Genomic DNA, 16,640 nt, shown 5'->3' on the forward strand with positions numbered 1-16,640 from the left:
CTCGTCCTGATTAAATCACCATGTTCGAACACATCGATGCCTACCCCGGCGACCCGATCCTCTCTCTGAACGAAAACTTTCAGAAGGACCCGCGCACCAACAAGGTCAATCTGAGCATCGGCATCTACTTCGACGATGAAGGCCGCCTGCCCGTGATGCAGGCGGTGCGCGAAGCGGAACTGTCGATCCTGAAGGATCTCGGCCCGAAGCCGTATCTGCCGATGGCCGGTTTCGCGCATTATCGCGATGCCGTGCAGGCGCTCGTGTTCGGCAACGACAGCCCCGCGCGCGCCGATGGCCGCATCGCGACCGTGCAGACGCTCGGCGGCTCGGGCGCGCTGAAAGTGGGCGCCGATTTCATCAAGCGCTATTTTCCGCAATCGAAAGTATGGGTGAGCGATCCGACGTGGGAGAACCATCGCTTCATTTTCGAACGCGCGGGCTTCGAGGTGAACACGTACCCGTACTACGACGAAGCCACGGGCGGCCTGCGGTTCGACGCGATGCTCGCGGCCATCGACAAGCTGCCCGCGAAGAGCGTCGTTCTGCTGCACGCGTGCTGCCATAACCCGACGGGCGTCGATCTCGATGAGTCGCAGTGGGTGAAGATCATCGACGTGCTGCAAAAGCGCGATCTGCTGCCCTTCGTCGACATGGCGTATCAGGGCTTCGGCTCGGGTCTGGACGACGACGCGTTCGCGGTGCGTGAGCTCGCGCGGCGCGGCGTGCCGGCGTTCATCGCCAATTCGTTCTCGAAAAATTTCTCGCTGTATGGCGAGCGCTGCGGCGGCCTGCACGTGATCTGCGACGACGCCGCCGAAGCCGACCGCGTGCTCGGCCAGCTGACGAGCGCGGTGCGCGCGAACTACAGCAACCCGCCGACGCACGGCGCGAAGATCGTCACGCAGGTGCTGAACACGCCCGCGCTCAGGCAATCGTGGCAGGAAGAACTGGCCTCGATGTGCGAGCGTATCGCGCGCATGCGCCAGGCGATCCACGACGGCCTGAAGGATCACGTGAGCGGCGAAATGCTCACGCGTTACATCAAACAGCGCGGCATGTTCACGTATACGGGGCTCGTCGCGGAACAGGCGGATCGCCTGAAAGAGGAATTCGGCGTGTATATCCTGCGCTCGGGCCGCATGTGCGTCGCGGGCCTGAACGACAGCAACGTGCAGGTCGTCGCCGATGCCATCGGCAAGGTGCTCGCCGCGAAGTAAGCATTACAGATCGGGACAGGACAGCACGTTCTGCTTCGGCAGGCTGCCCGGTCCCGTCTCGACTTTCGTTCCGCGTGTCGGCGTCAGGATGAGCCGCACGCTCGTCGTGCCTTCATTCGCGAGCACGTACACGTTGCCGCTTCCTTCCGGCTGCCAGTACACGCGATACACCTCGCCGTCCTTGTAGACGTGCAGCGCGCCGTGCCTGACGGTGCCGCCCCGCCAGAAGTTCACGCTTTCCCCTTCGCGCAGCACGATCATGCCGTCTTGCCCGTTGGTCGCGCTTTCGAGCGTGCCGCACACGGGATCGTCGGCATGCGCGCGCGCGCAGCAGATGAGCGCCGCGCTGAAAAGGATGATTGTTCCGCGTTTCATCGGTATTCGACTCCTCAGGAAGAAGAACCGGCACGCGCTTCGGCAGCGGGCGCGTGCGCCTTGCCGCGCCCGCCGCAAGATATGCGCCGACGTTCCTCCGCGCGTGTGCTACTTTGAATGAGAGCAGCGTTCGATCGTGGAGGCCATCATGACAGTGATCGCACCGGACGAGAGAGCGGATTTTCTTGCGATTCTCGTGCGCCATCGGCTCGATGAAAGCGACTTTCTCGTGCAGGAAGGCGGGCAGGAAGGCGGCGTGTCCGATGTCGTGGACGATGTCTATCCATTGCAGGGCCTGGTAACCATTACGCGTCGCTCCACATTGAAGGAGCGCGAATATCGCATTGGACACGGCACGGATTGGACCGCCGCGTTCGAAAAGGATTTGAACAAGGGCGTCTTCGGCTGAAGAAGCACGCCGCCTGCAGGTTTTTTTCACGCACTTTTTTGAAGCGGAGCACGCGATGAGACCGACCGAATTCAAATCGTTCAAGGCGCATGTCGCGATGATGCTGCGCGATCTGCCGCGCGGCGTCACCGCCGATCTGACCGATGTCGCCGTCGCGTACTGGAACGGCACGCAATTGGTCGGCGCGTATCTGCGCGATAACGGCCGCATCGACGAGGATTTCGATTTCGATGAAAACGCGTGGGGCAACTGGCGCGATGAATTCCTGATGTGGTTCGATGCGCCGCGTTTCACCGAACGCGCCGATCTGAAGGCGGCGTTCGTTTCCGGTGTCATTCCCGCGAACCTGCACGGCGGGCTCTGGCCGCGTCCGCTCTGATCCGAAGGCGCGCAACGCGCCTTGTCCGGAAAGTCGTCTGTAAGCGCGTTCTCGCCCGCGCCCTCTCTCGCCGAAACGGCACAACGATTGCTCCCTCCCACGACGCAAAAGCGCCCGAACCACGACCGCGCGCCGGCCGTGTTCCGCCAATCATCGTCACGGAGGGTTCAGCATGGCTGGCAACGGAAGACTTCATCCGCTCACGTTCCTGACGGCCATCGTGTTCATCGTTCTCGGCGCGCTGCTTGCGGCGGGCGGCGCGTATCTCGTGACCCTGAAAGGATCGTGGTACTACGTGATCGCGGGTGCGGCTATCGTCCTGACCGGGCTTTTGCTGCTGATACGGCGGCGCTCCGCGCTGCTGCTCTTCGCGCTCGTGCTGTTCGGCTCGACGATCTGGGCCGTGATCGAAGTGCACTTCGATTTCTGGCAACTGATGCCGCGTTTGTGGATCTGGGTGCTGCTCGCGATCTGGCTGCTGATTCCGTTCGTGCATCGCGGCGCGCTGTTCGGCCCGCCCGCGACCGCGCGCGCGGCGCGCACGCCGCTCGCCGCAGCGATCATCCTCGCGCTGCTGCTCGGCATCGGCACGTTTTTCAATGATCCGCATGACCGGCCCGGCCGCATCGACGTGGATGTCGCCGCCGACGCGAATCAGCCCGATGCCAACGCCGCCACCGGCCGCGCGCCGGGCGACTGGATCGACTACGGCGGCTCGCCGCTCGCGCAGCGTTACGTGCCGCTCGCGCAGATCACGCCGCAAAACGCGCATCAACTGAAAGTGGCATGGACCTATCGCACCGGCGACATGCCCGGCGCCGACGATCCCACCGAGACCACAGACGAGAACACGCCGCTGAAGGTCGGCGACACGATTTTCCTGTGCACGCCGCACAGCAGGGTGATCGCGCTCGATGCCGCGAGCGGCAAGGAGAAATGGCGCTTCGACCCGCAGCTTCAGAGCCCGATCGGATTCAAGCACTGGGAGCATATGACTTGCCGGGGCGTCGCTTACTACGATGCGTCGATGCATCCGATGCCCGCGCCCGCCGCCGCCTCCGATGTCGCCGCGGCTTCCGCGCCTGAAGAAGCGAGCGCGCCCGCTGCATCGGCGCCGGTCGAAGCATCGGCGCCCGCGCAGACGCCCGCGCAAACCACCGCGACGGCCGAATGTCCGCATCGCCTGTTCCTTCCGACCGCCGACGCCCGCCTGATCGCGCTCGACGCGGAAACCGGCAAGCCGTGCGCGAGCTTCGGCAAAAATGGCGCGGTCGATCTGCGCGCGAACATCGGGCCGTTCACGCCGGGCGGCTATTACTCGACATCGCCGCCGGCGGTGTTTCGCAATCTCGTGATCGTCGGCGGCCACGTGACCGACAACGAATCGAACAACGAGCCCTCGGGCGTGATCCGCGCGTTCGACGTGAACGACGGCCATCTCGTCTGGAACTGGGACTCGGGCAACCCGGACGCCACCGAGCCGATCGCGCCGGGCGGCACCTACGTGCGCAACTCGCCGAACATGTGGTCGATGTTCAGCGTCGACGAAAAGCGCGGCATGCTGTATCTGCCGATGGGCAATCAGACGCCCGATCAATGGGGCGGCGAGCGCACGCCGCAGGCCGAGAAGTTCGCGGCGGGCCTCGTCGCGCTCGACGCCGCGACGGGCAAGCTGCGCTGGAACTATCAGTTCACGCATCACGATCTGTGGGACATGGATGTCGGCGGGCAGCCGACGCTCATCGACTTGCAGACCGCGCAGGGCACGCAGCCGGCGGTGATCGCATCGACCAAACAGGGCAGCGTCTACGTGCTGAACCGCGAAACCGGCAAGCCGATCGTGCCGATCAACGAAGTGCCGGTGCCGCAAGGCGCGTCGAAGGGTGACCACACGGCGCCGACGCAGGCCGTTTCCGCGCTCAACTTCAATCCGCCGCGCGTGAAGGAAGCGGACATGTGGGGCACGACGCCGTTCGATCAGCTCTGGTGCCGCATCAAGTTCAAGAGCTTGCGCTACGACGGGCCGTTCACGCCGCCATCGGAGCAGGGCACGCTGGTGTTTCCGGGCAATTTCGGCGTGTTCGACTGGGGCGGGATTTCGGTCGATCCGGTGCGGCAGATTCTGATCGCGAATCCGGATTACATGGCGTTCACGTCGAAGCTGATTCCGCGCGACCAGATTCCGGAAAGCCATGGCGAGAAGAAAGGCAGCGAGACGAGCGGTATCAAGCTCGCGCGCGGCACGCCTTTCGGCTACGAAATCAATGCGTTTCTTTCACCGCTCGGGATTCCGTGCCAGGCGCCGCCGTGGGGCTACATGGCGGGCGTCGATCTGCGCACGAGCAAGATCGCGTGGATGCACAAGAACGGGACGATCGTCGACAGCGCGCCCTTGCCCATTCCGATGCCGCTCGGCGTGCCGAGTCTGGGCGGAACGATCGTGACGGCGGGCGGCGTCGCGTTCCTGACGGGCACGCTCGACCAGTACGTGCGCGCGTACGACGTGCGCGACGGCAAGAAGCTGTGGGAAGCGCGGCTGCCTGCGGGCGGGCAGGCCACGCCGATGAGCTACGCCGATGCGAGCGGCAAGCAATATCTGCTCGTGACGGCGGGCGGGCACGGGTCGCTCGGCACGAAGGCCGGCGATTACGTGATCGCCTATACGTTGCAGTAAGTGGTGAGACGAGGCGCGCGGGGAATGATGTCCCCGCGCCCGGGCGTTACGCCCGGCGATAGGCTTCGGCCATCAGCGCGCTGACTTTCGCGCGTGCCTTGAGGGCGTCGCGCGTGGCGGTGCGCAGCTTGGCGGCGATGAGCGAAACGAGGGCGATCGGCGTGGCGGCGATGATTCCCATGGTGGACTCCGTACTAGGGGTAACTAACTAGGTAATAACCCTAGGTTAGCATATTGTGACGCGTTGCAACAAATTTCTTTCGGGAAATTGACAGTTGCGAATCGCCAAGGCATTCCGGCCCCGTTGGGAAAGGAGGGTGCAAATGAAGCCGCATTTTCTGGGTTGGAGCGCCGCAGCCGGCGCTGTATGTGTGGCGGCGGTGATCGCCGCGTGCAGTGGCGGCGGCGATTCCGGCGGCAACGCCACGTCGTCGGCAGCATCCGCCGCCAGCGCGCCTTCGGCGGCTTCGGGCACCACGCGCGCCGCAACACCAATGGACGTCGTCACCTGGCACAACGACATCGCACGGACCGGACAGCAACTCGCGGAAACCATCCTCACGCCCGCGAACGTCAACAAGAGCACCTTCGGCAAGCTGGCGGTGTTTCCCGTCGATGGCGCCGTCGACGCGCAGCCGCTCTTTCTCGCGGGCGTATCGATCGCGGGCGGCACGCACAACGTGCTGTACGTCGCGACCGAAAATGCGAGCGTCTATGCATTCGACGCCGACAGCGGCGCCGTGCTCTGGCAAGTCTCGACGCTCGGCACCGGCGAAATGCCGAGCGACGACCACGGCTGCCATCAGATCTCACCGAAGATCGGCATCACGGCGACGCCGGTGATCGACCGGTCGCGCGGTCCGAATGGCGCGATGTATGTCGTCGGGATGTCGAAGGACGGCTCGGGCGCCTATCACCAGCGCATCCACGCGCTCGACATCACGACGGGCGCCGAACTCTTCAACGGCCCCACGGAAATCCGCGCCACGTATCCGGGCACCGGCGCGGGCAGCCAGAACGGCACGCTCACCTTCGATCCCGGCCAGTATGCGGAGCGCGCCTCGCTGCTTCTTCTCAACGGCGCGGTCTACACGGCGTGGACTTCGCATTGCGATTTCATGCCGTACACCGGATGGGTGATGGGCTACGACGCGAACACGCTACAGCAGGCGAGCGTGCTGAATGTGACGCCGAACGGCGAGATGGGCGCGATCTGGATGAGCGGCGCGGGCCTCGCGTCGGACGGCGAGGCTATCTATTTCCTCGACGGAAACGGCACCTTCGATCCGACGCAAAACGAGCACGAAATGCCCATCCACGGTAATTACGGCAATGGCTTTCTGAGGCTCAATCTTTCGCCGCTCAGAGTGCAGGACTATTTCCAGCCGTCGAATACCGTGCAGGAATCGAATCAGGACGAGGATCTCGGTTCGGGCGGCGCGATGGTGTTGCCCGATTTCGCCGATGCCAGCGGCGCGATCCGCCGTCTGGCGCTCGGCGCAGGCAAGAATTCGACGATCTATGTCGTGAACCGCTATTCGATGGGCAAGTTCGACTCGAACACGGATCACATCTATCAGGAGCTCGTCGGCCAGATCCGCGGACCGATGTTCGGCGCGCCCGCCTATTTCAACAACACGGTGTATTTCGGCTCGGTCGGCGACAGCATCAAGGCGTTCACCATCTCGAACGCGGCGCTATCGGCGACGCCGACGAGCCAGTCGCCCAATTCGTTCGGCTTTCCGGGCGCGACGCCGAGCATTTCCGCGAACGGCACGGCCAACGCGATTCTGTGGGCGGCGGAGAACGGCACTGTAGGCGCACTGCGCGCGTACGACGCGACCGATCTTAGCCATCAGCTCTACAGCAGCAACGATGCCGGTGGGCGCGACCAGTTCGGCGCAGGCAACAAGTTCATCACGCCGATGATCGCGAACGGCAAAGTGTATGTCGGGACGAAGAGCGGGGTGGCGGTGTTTGGATTGTTCGCGAAGTAGCCCGGCCCGCACGCGGAAAGCAGGATGCGATATATTTGTGAAAATATATCGCATCCTCGAATCCCACTCGCCATGCTGACGCGAACTCGTTGCACGCCTTCTATCGATTCATCCCTCCTGGAGCCAGCCGGCAGCGGCTACGGCGCGACTATCGTCACGTTGAAGGCGGCGCGCGATCACGAGCGCGCGGAATCGATACGCGATGTCGTCGATGCGCACCGGCGCCTGCAGGGCAGCGTGCTGCGCTTTCTTTCGCTCTTCGACGACGGACGGCCGAGCGCCGCGCGCGATGTGCCGCAGCCGCTCGAAGCGCTCGTCGGCTTGCTGGAGAAGAAGGCGCGCGCGGCGGGTTTCGCGCGCATGCGCGAGTTGGGCGCGGCCGTGCAGGAGGCGCGGTCCGCGGCGCGGCAGCGTGAAATGCTGTTCTTCGATTCCTTCAGCACCAATGTGCCCGCGTTGCGCGAGGCGGCGCGCGCGCTGGAGCGGCTCGACACGACGCTCGTCGGACTGTGCGTCGAGCATGTCCTGCGAAGGAACGCGCCGGCGGGCGTGAAGTTGCGGACCCGAGGCGGCTAGACCGGCGGATTCATCGTCGGCGGCACTGCGTCGAGTTGCCGGAACACGCTCAGCCAGTCCTCGAGATGCCAGGTTTTCGACACGCGGCCGTCGCGCAGTTCGTGGAACGAGTGGATGGCGAAGCGGATCGGCTTCTTCGTCGCGGCGATGCCCATCAGCGGGCCGGACTGCGTGCCGCTCACTTCCGCGCGTATGCCGACGCGATTGTCCTGCATCAGCATGTCGAGAATCTCGATGTGCATGTCGGGCAGCGCGGTCGCGAGATCGTCGAAGATGGGGATCATCTGATCGGGACCGGGCTTTTGTCCGGGCGGCTCGGGAATGTACTGCCAGTCGGGCGTCACGGCCTGCCGCAAGAGCGCGACGTCTTTCGTGGAAAACGCGCGATAGAGCAGTTCGACCGCCTCGCGCGCGGCCGGTTGAGTCAGGTGGGCTGCCTGCATGGTGCCTCCTCGGAGTGCGGTGAGGGCGCTGCGCGATCACTCTACCTTAACCGATACGTGAATTCAGGAACGGTCGCGAAGCCGTGTTAAGCTCACGACTCTTCGCTGGGGAGTAGCCGGCTTTTCCGCACCGGAAAAGCGCTCATGTCAACACGCTCGGTCAGTCAGGCCGTGGCATGGGCAGCCATCACAGGTTGGCAAGACCATCGACAGAATTCGCGACCGGTCGGGCGCGCGTTCTGTCGTTCCATCTTGCCCGACCAGAGCGCTACTCGATGAATCTCGCCTCCACAATATTCCTGGCCTTCGCCATGTCCACCGACGCCTTCGCCGCCGCTGTCGGCAAGGGCGCGACCCTGCACAAGCCGCGCATCGCCGAAGCGCTGAAGACCGGTGTGATCTTCGGCGTGATCGAGGCGATCACGCCGCTCGTCGGCTGGGCGCTCGGCCGGGCCGCCGCGCAGTACGTGACCGCCTGGGACCACTGGATCGCGTTCGGCCTGCTGTTCCTGCTCGGCGCGCGCATGATCCGCGAAGGCCTCAGCAGCGCGGCCCACGAAGAGGAAAAGCCCAATTCGCATTCGTTCTGGGTGCTCGCGCTCACCGGCTTCGCCACCAGCATCGACGCGATGGCGGTCGGCGCGGGTCTCGCGTTCATCGATGTCGATATCTTCTCGACGGCCGCGACCATCGGCTTCGCGACCATGCTGATGGTGACGATCGGCGTGATGGTCGGGCGGCTCGTCGGCGCGACCATCGGCAAGCGGGCGGAGATCGTCGGCGGGCTGATCCTGATCGGCGTCGGCAGCGTCATTCTGGCCGAGCATCTCGGCTATCTGAGCTGAGCACGCGCGCCCGCCTAAGCGTGTCGCCGCGCGGCGTGAAAATCGCGAGCGCGGCAGCGACGATAAAAAGCGCGGGGACATCGCCCGCGAGATGACCGAGATGTCCGCCGCCGAACGATTGCACCGTCATGATCGCGCCGTGCACGACGCTCGACCACACCGTGAACCAGATGAGGCTCAGATGTTTCAGCGGCTCGCGCGATGCGATCAGCAGGAACACGCCGAGCGTCGCATAGATGCCGACGATCATCAGCGCGTACTCGGAGCGGCCTTCGTGGCCCGATTCCCACGCCCATCCCGAAGGCCATAGCCGCATCAGCGGATAGAGGCCGAAGAGCGCGATCAGTCCGACGATCACGAGCACGATGCGCAGACAGGCGAGACGGCGGGCGTCGTTCATGGCGGGCTCCTTGGCGCGTGCGCGGCATGAGTCGCACGATACCGCGAAGCGCACAGAAGGCACGCCGAATGCGAAAGGCGTTTCGACCAAAAATCGGCAAAAATATATTAACAACAACTGCTATTTGGCCGATACGATCCATCAATCCACTGCCTTCAACCCAAAACTCAGCACGCCATGCCACGCCCGATCTCCGCGCGCATTCATCTCGACGCCGTTCGTCACAATCTCCAACTCGTCAAACGCACGGCGCCGTCGTCGCGCGTCTGGGCCGTCATCAAGGCGAACGCTTACGGTCACGGCATCGAGCGCATTTATCCGGCGCTCGCGGAAGCCGACGGCATCGCGCTGCTCGATCTCGACGAAGCCGTGCGCGTGCGCGAACTCGGCTGGACAAAGCCGGTTCTGCTGCTCGAAGGCATCTTCGAGCCGGAGGATGTCGAGACGGCCGAGCGCCATGGCCTGACCGTCACGGTCCATTGCGACGATCAGCTCGCGTTGCTGAAAGCCGCGAAGCCGCGCGGACGCATCGACATCCAGCTGAAGATGAACTCCGGCATGAACCGGCTCGGCTATCGGCCGGGCGAGTTCGAGGCCGCGTGGGAGCGCGCGTCGGGCATCGAGGCGGTCGGCTCGATCGGCCTGATGAGCCACTTCGCGAACGCCGACGATGGCGCGATCGACTGGCAGATCGACGAATTCGACGCCGCCACGCGCAATCTTCCCGGCACGCGCTCGCTGTCGAATTCTGCTGCGGTGCTGTGGCATCCGCGCGCGCACCGCGACTGGGTGCGGCCAGGCACGATCCTCTACGGCGCGTCGCCGACGGGCTGCGCGCGGCACATCGAAGGCTTCCCGTTGCGCGCGGCGATGTCGCTCGAAAGCCGCATCATCAGCGTGCAGACGCTCGAGGCCGGCGAGACGATCGGCTATGGCCGCACGTTCACGGCGGATCGCGCGATGAAGATCGGCGTGGTCGCATGCGGCTACGCGGACGGCTATCCGCGCCACGCGCCGACGGGCACGCCCGTGGTCGTCGATGGCGTGCGCACGCGCATCGTCGGACGCGTGTCGATGGACATGCTCACCGTCGACCTGACGCCGTGCCCCGCGGCGGGCATCGGTGCGCCGGTCGAACTGTGGGGCGAGCACGTCCGGGTGGATGAAGTCGCGGAGGCGTCCGGCACCATCGGCTATGAATTGATGTGCGCGCTCGCGCGGCGCGTGCCCGTGAGCATCGATTCGGACGTGCCTCGCAAAGAGGAAGCCCATTCCGCCTGACCCTCGCGTAGCGTGATTCCTGCGGCGGCGCGCCTTGCCCTCGCGCCGCCGCAAAACTTGAAATCGACCTTTCGCCCCGCTATACATCAAAGATTAGGTAGTAATCCTGTAAGGAACAGTTCGAATCCTAATATCAAAAAAAGGAAGCGACATGTACCAGCAGACCTACAACCCGTTGGGCAATGCATTCCTTTCCACCATCGCCGCGGCGATTCCGATCCTGACACTGCTCTACTTCATCGCGCTGCATCGTCATCGCGATTCACAGGGCAACGTTCATCTGGGCATTTCGGCGCCGTATGCGGCGTTCTTCGGCGTCATCGCCGCGTTCATCATTTCCTGCCTCGTGTTCCGAATGCCCGTGACTTCGGCGGTTTCGGCTTTCGCGCTCGGCTCGCTTTCGGGATTTCTGGGCATCATCTGGATCGTGCTGGCCGCGATGTTCCTCTACACGATGAGCGTCGTGACCGGCAAGTTCGAGATCGTCAAGGAATCGATCGTCCACATCTCGTTCGACAGAAGGCTCCAGTGCGTGCTGATCGCTTTCTCGTTCGGCGCGATCATCGAGGGCACGTCGGGATTCGGCACGCCTGTGGCGATTGCCGGGGCCGTGATGGTCGGCCTCGGCTTCAGGCCGTTCCAGTCGGCGGTGCTGAACCTGCTCGCGAACACGGCGCCGGTTGCGTGGGGCGCGATCGGCACGCCGATCGTCACGCTCGCCGCCGTCAGCGAGCTCGATCAGGTCACGCTCTCGGCGATGGCGGGTCATCAGTTGCCCTTCGTATCGGTGCTCGTGCCGTTCTGGCTCGTCGCGACCTTCGTGAAGATGGAAGGCGGCTCATGGAAGGAAGTCTTCGAAGTCTGGCCCGCGATGCTCTGCGCGGGCGGCTCCTTCGCGATCATGCAGTTCTACGCGTCCGGCAGCCACGCACTGCACCTGATGACCGATGTGGTCTCGGGCGTGTTCTCGGTAATCTGCACGGCGCTGTTCCTGCGCTTCGTCTGGCATCCGAAGACGCGCTTTTTGCTCAGGTCCGAGCGTGAAGCGCTCGCGCGGGAAGGCGGCGCGTCGGCTGACGTCATCGACAAATCCCAGTGGAAGTACAAGTACTCGGCCGGCGAAACCATCTATGCGTGGATGCCGTGGGTAATCCTGATCGCCTGCTGCGCGCTGTGGGGCGTGCCCGAATTCAAGAAGCTCCTCAACAACCTGTTCGCGGGCGTTCCCTTCTCCACGACGCTGCTCGGCTCGCCGTTCAAGGGGACGCTGTCATTACCCGTCTGGGACATGCCCTCGCTGCATAACCTCGTGCAACGGATGCCGCCGGTCGCGCCCGTCAACGCGAAGGCGGAAGCCGCGCGCTTCACCATCAACTGGCTGTCGGCGGCGGGCACCGGCGTGTTCGTCGCGGCGATGCTGTCCGGCTTCGTGCTGCGCCTTTCCGCCGCGCAATGGAAGGACGCGTTCATGCAGACGATGCACCGCATGAAGATTCCCGTGCTCGTCATCGCACAGGTGCTCGGACTGGGCTTCCTCACCCGCTATTCGGGCACCGATGCCGTTCTCGGGCTCGCCTTCACGGGCGCGGGCGTGTTCTATCCGTTCTTCGCGGCGTTTCTGGGCTGGCTCGGCGTGTTCCTGACGGGCTCCGACACGGCGTCCAACGCGCTCTTCGGCAGCCTGCAGCGCATCACGGCGCAGCAGCTCAACCTGAATCCGATACTGATCGTCGCAACGAACTCGACGGGCGGCGTGATGGGCAAGATGATCGATGCGCAGTCGATCATGGTCGCGTGCGCCGCCTGCTACGACGATCCGAAGGAGCGTTCGTTCGCGCTCGGCCCGATCTTCCGGACGGTATTCTTCCACTCGATCGCGGGCGCGGCGGTGATCGGCGTGATCGCGATGCTGCAGGCGTATGTCTTCCCGGGGATGATCCCGGTGCCGCCGAAGTAAGGCCGCTCAGTAACGCGCGTAGACGATGCCCAGTATTTTTGCTTCGTCGTCGAACACTTCGAGCGTGTCGGTGAGCGCCGTGACCGGACCGGCGTCGTTGACGAAGAGCGCGTACGAGAGCCGGCGTCCGCTCTTCGCGTCCATGTAGCCCGCCATGTTCATCGCGATCATCTGACCGTTGGTCACGGTCGCGCCGCTCTTTACCCTGATGTGCTCCTTGCCGGGGACATCCTTGCCGATTGCCGCGAGCGAGCCGTCGACGCCGAGGATCGACAGCGCATCGCGATACACCGGATAGATCGGCAGGCGGCTCATCACGGTGAGCAGTGTCGCCGTGGTGCGCGCGGTCGCGCGGCTGTCGGGCGAACCGCTGCCATTGGTCGGAAAGTTAAAGCCCGCGCCGTCGATGCCGAGCGTGCCCGTCAGATATTGGCGCTCGGTGACGAGCGCGGTATCGACCGTGCGCGCGCCTTTCGTCAGACCTTGGTACATCAGGCTCAGATTCGCGCCGGTATTGAGGCTCACCTTGAGTATCAGCTTCGCGATCTCGGAGTAAGGCAAGGAGGTGAAGCTCGCGACCTGTGTCGCGCTCGTATAGCTTTGCGGCGATGGCAACCTGCTTCTGTCGTTCGCCTGAACCGCCGGCGCCGATACGCGCACGCCCGCGCGCGTCAATGCGTCGATGAATGCGGTGCGCGCGAACGACGGCGGATCTTCGACGCGCAGATTGCTGACATACAGGTTGTTGCCGACGAGCGGCGACGTGTAGCCCATGGGAATCGTCGCGGGCGTGGAGAGGCTTGCTTCTCCCGAGATCGTGCCGTGGCAGCCCGGTGCGGCGAGGCAACCGAGCGGGCCTTCGTCGAGCGCATCGCCGGATGTGACGATGTCGGCCTGGGCGTTTGCCGCAGTCGTGAGCGTCGCGCCCTGCATGGTCATCGCGCTCGTGCGCGGACGCCAGTCGAGCTGGCCGGGCTGGCCGGCGGATGTCGGCGCGAGCGTCACGTCGATCACGTTTTCGTTCACGAGAATCGGTGAAATGAGCACGTTGCCGTTGGGCACGCGAAACGCATCGAAGAGCCTGTCATCGACGATGACATCGCCGCTGACCGACGTGATGCCCGCCGCCTTGACTTGCTGCGCGAGCTGGTTCACGGCCGTCAGCGGATCTTCCGGCGTGAGAATGGCGCCATCGAAGGCGCGCGCCTCGTTGTGATCGAAGTCGGTGAAATCGATGGTGCCATCGGGTTTCTGGCGTCCGCCGAAAGTCAGATCGCCGGACGCCTTGAGGATGAGATCGCCTGTCAGCTTGCCCGATGCGTCGAGCGTGCCGTTCCGGTAGACCGGCGTTTCGAAACGATGATCCGCGCCGATGGTGTTGAGCGCGGTGCCCACCGAATACAGCTTGCGGACCGAGCCCGTGAACGAGAGCACGTCGGGTTGAAGTGCGAGAAGCGTTTCGCCTGTGGTCGCGTCCATCACGACCATCGACCATTGGGAATTCGCGCTGGTGTAGCGCGGCTTCTTCATCACCTGATCGATGGGATCCTGCGATGAACCGCCGCCACAGCTCGCGGCGAGAAGGCTGGTGGCGATCAGCAACGGGACAGCCAGAATTCGCGCGCGCATGTTCTTGTTCTCGTCGTTATTCAACGAGATTGAGAATAGGACGGGCGGATCGGAATACAAAGGAAGTTCGCTCCGTTCGAAGGTCAGGTGTACCCCGCATGTTTTGGTGCGTCTTCGCCGCTGCGCCGTCCCCAGTCGCGTGAGCACGAAAGCGCTTGTTTGGCGAACGCTTAAAAATACATCGCTCACAACTGGCGTTTTGCGATCAGATTCTTCTCAATTCCCACGCAAAATAAACCTACCGGATGGTCGGTTTATTAATAGAATGGCTGCTCGTCGGCAATGGTGCGACCCGATGCCACGCGCTGACGATCCATCCCAAAACAAGACCGGCAATCATCCGCGCTGGCCAGAGAACAAGGATTTCGCGGCAAACATCCATCCCTTCGGAGACACATGCATGGACGAGCAGCAATTGGAGAAGCTTCGCCTACACCCTGACTTCACACGCCTGGTCGCGACCAAAACGCGGCTGGCCTGGAGGCTCACCGCCGTCATGCTGACGGCTTACTTCAGCTTCGTTCTTCTCATCGCGTTTTCTCCCGCGACGCTCGGGCTTCGTATCGGCGCGGGCACCGTGACGTGGGGCATTCCGGTCGCCATCGCGTTCATTCTGCTGGCCTTTGCGCTGACCGCCGTCTACGTGCTGAAGGCAAACGGCTCGATCGACGCCCTGAACGAAACCCTGAAGGAGCATCACGCATGAAGAAGCTTCTCCCGATGATTCCGCTCGCGCTCGCAACGCTCGTCCTTGCGCCGCAGCACGCCATCGCCGCCGATGCGATCCAGGGCCCGGTGAGCGCACGTCCGCTCAATGTGAGCGCGATCGCCATGTTTTTCGTCTTCGTTCTCCTGACGCTCGGCATCACGCGCTGGGCCGCGAAGCGCACTCGTTCCGCCTCGGACTTCTACGCGGCGGGCGGCGGCCTGACAGGCTTCCAGAATGGTCTCGCCATCGCGGGCGACATGGTGTCGGCGGCGTCGTTCCTCGGCATTTCCGCGATGATCTTCGACAAGGGCTACGACGGCATGATCTACGCGCTCGGCGTCGTGGCAGGCTGGCCGATCATCCTCTTTCTCATCGCCGAGCGGCTGCGCAATCTCGGCAAGTACACCTTCGCCGATGTCGTTTCGTACCGGCTCGCGCAACGCCCGGTGCGGATCGTCGCCGCGTGCGGCACGCTGACCGTCGCGATCATGTATCTCGTCGCGCAGATGGTGGGCGCGGGCAAGCTGATCCAGCTCCTGTTCGGGACGAGCTACATGTCCGCGGTCATTCTCGTGGGCTGCTTGATGGTGCTCTACGTGATGTTCGGCGGCATGCTGGCCACGACCTGGGTGCAGATCATCAAGGCTGCGCTGCTGCTCGGCGGCGCGACCTTCATGGCCATCATGGTGCTCGCGTATTTCGGCTTCGATCTGGAAGCGCTTTTCTCGGGCGCGGTCAAGGCGCACGCGAAAGGGCAGTCGATCATGTCGCCGGGCGGCCTCGTCTCGAACCCGATCGATGCCGTCTCACTCGGCGTCGGCATGATGTTCGGCACGGCGGGCCTGCCGCACATCCTGATGCGCTTCTTCACCGTCGCCGATGCAAAGGAGGCCCGCAAGTCCGTGCTCTATGCGACGGGATTCATCGGCTACTTCTATCTGCTGATTCTGCTGCTGGGCTTCGGCGCGATCGTCATCGTCGGCACCAACGGCGACTTCCACGATGCGGCCGGCAAGATCATCGGCGGCAGCAACATGGTGGCCGTGCATCTGGCGGGCGCGGTGGGCGGCAATCTGTTCCTCGGCTTCATTTCGGCGGTGGCGTTCGCGACGGTGCTCGCGGTCGTGGCGGGTCTCGCGCTCTCGGGTGCGTCGGCCGTTTCCCATGACCTTTACGCGAATGCATTCCGCAAGGGCGCGGTGACGGAAGCGCAGGAGATTCGCGTATCGAAGATCGCGACGCTTGCCATCGGTGTGCTGGCGATTCTGCTCGGCCTCATCTTCGAGAATCAGAACATCGCCTTCCTGTCCGGTCTCGTGCTGGCGATTGCCGCATCGGCAAACTTCCCGGTGCTGTTCCTTTCGATGTTCTGGAAAGGACTCACGACGCGCGGCGCGGTCGCGGGCAGTCTCACCGGCCTCTTGTCGGCGATCGTGCTGCTCGTGCTCGGACCGACGGTCTGGGTGCAGATCCTCAAGCACGATCACGCGCTCTTCCCGTATGCGAATCCCGCGCTGTTCTCGATGACGCTGGCATTTGCGTCGGCGTGGCTGTTCTCGGTGCTCGATTCGTCGGCGCGGGGCAAGCGCGAGCAGCAGCTTTACGTGGGGCAGTTCATCCGTTCGATGACCGGCATCGGGGCGGCTCGCGCGACGAGCAAGCACTGAAGCCACGAGAACGCGCCCGCCGCATGCATGCACATGGGGACGTGCATGCCGCCGGGCGCGTTTTTGCTGAGGTGTTTAC

16 protein-coding genes and 1 riboswitch are annotated in these 16,640 nt (G+C 64.0%); of the genes, 11 read left to right on the forward strand and 5 right to left on the reverse strand.

Annotation, left to right across the window (positions count from 1 at the left end; all coding sequences use genetic code 11):
• The first annotated feature begins 20 nt into the window (after positions 1–20).
• The gene (locus AC1Z32_RS00480) at positions 21–1,220 is read left to right on the forward strand and encodes an amino acid aminotransferase (protein WP_483476756.1); all 1,200 of its coding nucleotides are present in this window, start codon (positions 21–23) and stop codon (positions 1,218–1,220) included.
• A gap of 3 nt (positions 1,221–1,223) precedes the next feature.
• Here AC1Z32_RS00480 and AC1Z32_RS00485 read toward each other — a convergent pair whose 3' ends face one another.
• Positions 1,224–1,595 carry a hypothetical protein gene (locus tag AC1Z32_RS00485; RefSeq protein ID WP_483476757.1) on the reverse strand — a complete coding sequence of 124 codons (372 nt, stop codon included), beginning with the start codon at positions 1,593–1,595 and terminating at the stop codon, positions 1,224–1,226.
• Between the two features lie 148 nt (positions 1,596–1,743).
• Here AC1Z32_RS00485 and AC1Z32_RS00490 point away from each other — a divergent pair, with 148 nt between their 5' ends.
• From AC1Z32_RS00490 to AC1Z32_RS00500, 3 genes are all read left to right on the forward strand, one after another.
• Entirely contained in the window at positions 1,744–2,004 is a 261-nt protein-coding gene (locus AC1Z32_RS00490) for a hypothetical protein (protein ID WP_062608266.1), read from the forward strand.
• A gap of 55 nt (positions 2,005–2,059) precedes the next feature.
• Positions 2,060–2,383, forward strand: a complete 324-nt coding sequence (locus AC1Z32_RS00495; protein WP_483476758.1) for a hypothetical protein — start codon at positions 2,060–2,062, stop codon at positions 2,381–2,383.
• A 172-nt stretch (positions 2,384–2,555) separates the two neighbouring features.
• Entirely contained in the window at positions 2,556–5,057 is a 2,502-nt protein-coding gene (locus AC1Z32_RS00500) for a glucose/quinate/shikimate family membrane-bound PQQ-dependent dehydrogenase (RefSeq protein ID WP_483476759.1), read from the forward strand.
• Positions 5,058–5,103: 46 nt separating this feature from the next.
• Here AC1Z32_RS00500 and AC1Z32_RS00505 read toward each other — a convergent pair whose 3' ends face one another.
• Complete coding sequence (locus AC1Z32_RS00505; RefSeq protein ID WP_269768948.1) at positions 5,104–5,238, reverse strand: hypothetical protein; 135 nt, start codon at positions 5,236–5,238, stop codon at positions 5,104–5,106.
• A gap of 142 nt (positions 5,239–5,380) precedes the next feature.
• On the opposite strand from AC1Z32_RS00505, the gene AC1Z32_RS00510 reads away from it, so the two are divergent.
• Positions 5,381–7,054 (forward strand): outer membrane protein assembly factor BamB family protein, encoded by a 1,674-nt coding sequence (locus AC1Z32_RS00510; RefSeq protein ID WP_483476760.1) that lies wholly within the window; start codon positions 5,381–5,383, stop codon positions 7,052–7,054.
• A 72-nt stretch (positions 7,055–7,126) separates the two neighbouring features.
• Positions 7,127–7,630: a hypothetical protein gene (locus tag AC1Z32_RS00515; protein WP_483476761.1), complete on the forward strand. Its 504-nt coding sequence runs from the start codon at positions 7,127–7,129 to the stop codon at positions 7,628–7,630.
• Here the strand turns inward: AC1Z32_RS00515 and AC1Z32_RS00520 are convergent.
• A complete protein-coding gene (locus AC1Z32_RS00520; RefSeq protein ID WP_483476762.1) occupies positions 7,627–8,073 on the reverse strand; it encodes an ester cyclase in 447 nt (148 codons plus the stop codon). The two genes, AC1Z32_RS00515 and AC1Z32_RS00520, sit on opposite strands and share 4 nt — an antisense overlap.
• Positions 8,074–8,168: 95 nt before the next feature.
• Positions 8,169–8,340: riboswitch (yybP-ykoY riboswitch) on the forward strand.
• Positions 8,341–8,348: 8 nt separating this feature from the next.
• Between AC1Z32_RS00520 and mntP the strand changes: the two genes are divergently transcribed.
• Entirely contained in the window at positions 8,349–8,918 is a 570-nt protein-coding gene (gene mntP, locus AC1Z32_RS00525; protein WP_483476763.1) for a manganese efflux pump MntP, read from the forward strand.
• Here mntP and AC1Z32_RS00530 read toward each other — a convergent pair.
• Positions 8,884–9,318, reverse strand: coding sequence for a DUF6632 domain-containing protein (locus AC1Z32_RS00530; RefSeq protein ID WP_483476764.1), 435 nt, complete (start codon positions 9,316–9,318; stop codon positions 8,884–8,886). The two genes, mntP and AC1Z32_RS00530, sit on opposite strands and share 35 nt — an antisense overlap.
• A gap of 177 nt (positions 9,319–9,495) precedes the next feature.
• On the opposite strand from AC1Z32_RS00530, the gene alr reads away from it, so the two are divergent.
• Positions 9,496–10,599 carry an alanine racemase gene (gene alr / locus AC1Z32_RS00535; protein WP_483476765.1) on the forward strand — a complete coding sequence of 368 codons (1,104 nt, stop codon included), beginning with the start codon at positions 9,496–9,498 and terminating at the stop codon, positions 10,597–10,599.
• Positions 10,600–10,750: 151 nt separating this feature from the next.
• Positions 10,751–12,556, forward strand: coding sequence for an L-lactate permease (locus AC1Z32_RS00540; protein ID WP_483476766.1), 1,806 nt, complete (start codon positions 10,751–10,753; stop codon positions 12,554–12,556).
• Positions 12,557–12,562: 6 nt separating this feature from the next.
• On the opposite strand, the gene AC1Z32_RS00545 is transcribed toward AC1Z32_RS00540, so the two are convergent.
• Positions 12,563–14,185: a D-alanyl-D-alanine carboxypeptidase/D-alanyl-D-alanine-endopeptidase gene (locus tag AC1Z32_RS00545; RefSeq protein ID WP_483476767.1), complete on the reverse strand. Its 1,623-nt coding sequence runs from the start codon at positions 14,183–14,185 to the stop codon at positions 12,563–12,565.
• Between the two features lie 400 nt (positions 14,186–14,585).
• Between AC1Z32_RS00545 and AC1Z32_RS00550 the strand changes: the two genes are divergently transcribed.
• Positions 14,586–14,891 carry a DUF485 domain-containing protein gene (locus tag AC1Z32_RS00550; protein WP_483476768.1) on the forward strand — a complete coding sequence of 102 codons (306 nt, stop codon included), beginning with the start codon at positions 14,586–14,588 and terminating at the stop codon, positions 14,889–14,891.
• Positions 14,888–16,561, forward strand: a complete 1,674-nt coding sequence (locus AC1Z32_RS00555) for a cation acetate symporter (RefSeq protein ID WP_483476769.1) — start codon at positions 14,888–14,890, stop codon at positions 16,559–16,561. Before AC1Z32_RS00550 ends, AC1Z32_RS00555 begins: the two co-directional genes overlap by 4 nt.
• The last annotated feature ends 79 nt before the right edge of the window (positions 16,562–16,640 follow it).

The sequence above is a fragment of the Caballeronia sp. 11_S32 genome (assembly GCF_056930355.1).

Bases quoted from the DNA above. Each gene is read 5' to 3' on its own strand.
- alr (WP_483476765.1), top strand. From the start codon at position 9,496: ATGCCACGCCCGATCTCCGCGCGCATTCATCTCGACGCCGTTCGTCAC.
- AC1Z32_RS00540 (WP_483476766.1), top strand. From the start codon at position 10,751: ATGTACCAGCAGACCTACAACCCGTTGGGCAATGCATTCCTTTCCACC.
- AC1Z32_RS00485 (WP_483476757.1), bottom strand. From the start codon at position 1,595: ATGAAACGCGGAACAATCATCCTTTTCAGCGCGGCGCTCATCTGCTGC.
- AC1Z32_RS00500 (WP_483476759.1), top strand. From the start codon at position 2,556: ATGGCTGGCAACGGAAGACTTCATCCGCTCACGTTCCTGACGGCCATC.
- AC1Z32_RS00490 (WP_062608266.1), top strand. From the start codon at position 1,744: ATGACAGTGATCGCACCGGACGAGAGAGCGGATTTTCTTGCGATTCTC.
- AC1Z32_RS00515 (WP_483476761.1), top strand. From the start codon at position 7,127: ATGCTGACGCGAACTCGTTGCACGCCTTCTATCGATTCATCCCTCCTG.
- AC1Z32_RS00520 (WP_483476762.1), bottom strand. From the start codon at position 8,073: ATGCAGGCAGCCCACCTGACTCAACCGGCCGCGCGCGAGGCGGTCGAA.
- AC1Z32_RS00555 (WP_483476769.1), top strand. From the start codon at position 14,888: ATGAAGAAGCTTCTCCCGATGATTCCGCTCGCGCTCGCAACGCTCGTC.
- AC1Z32_RS00510 (WP_483476760.1), top strand. From the start codon at position 5,381: ATGAAGCCGCATTTTCTGGGTTGGAGCGCCGCAGCCGGCGCTGTATGT.
- AC1Z32_RS00505 (WP_269768948.1), bottom strand. From the start codon at position 5,238: ATGGGAATCATCGCCGCCACGCCGATCGCCCTCGTTTCGCTCATCGCC.
- mntP (WP_483476763.1), top strand. From the start codon at position 8,349: ATGAATCTCGCCTCCACAATATTCCTGGCCTTCGCCATGTCCACCGAC.
- AC1Z32_RS00480 (WP_483476756.1), top strand. From the start codon at position 21: ATGTTCGAACACATCGATGCCTACCCCGGCGACCCGATCCTCTCTCTG.
- AC1Z32_RS00550 (WP_483476768.1), top strand. From the start codon at position 14,586: ATGGACGAGCAGCAATTGGAGAAGCTTCGCCTACACCCTGACTTCACA.
- AC1Z32_RS00530 (WP_483476764.1), bottom strand. From the start codon at position 9,318: ATGAACGACGCCCGCCGTCTCGCCTGTCTGCGCATCGTGCTCGTGATC.
- AC1Z32_RS00545 (WP_483476767.1), bottom strand. From the start codon at position 14,185: ATGCGCGCGCGAATTCTGGCTGTCCCGTTGCTGATCGCCACCAGCCTT.
- AC1Z32_RS00495 (WP_483476758.1), top strand. From the start codon at position 2,060: ATGAGACCGACCGAATTCAAATCGTTCAAGGCGCATGTCGCGATGATG.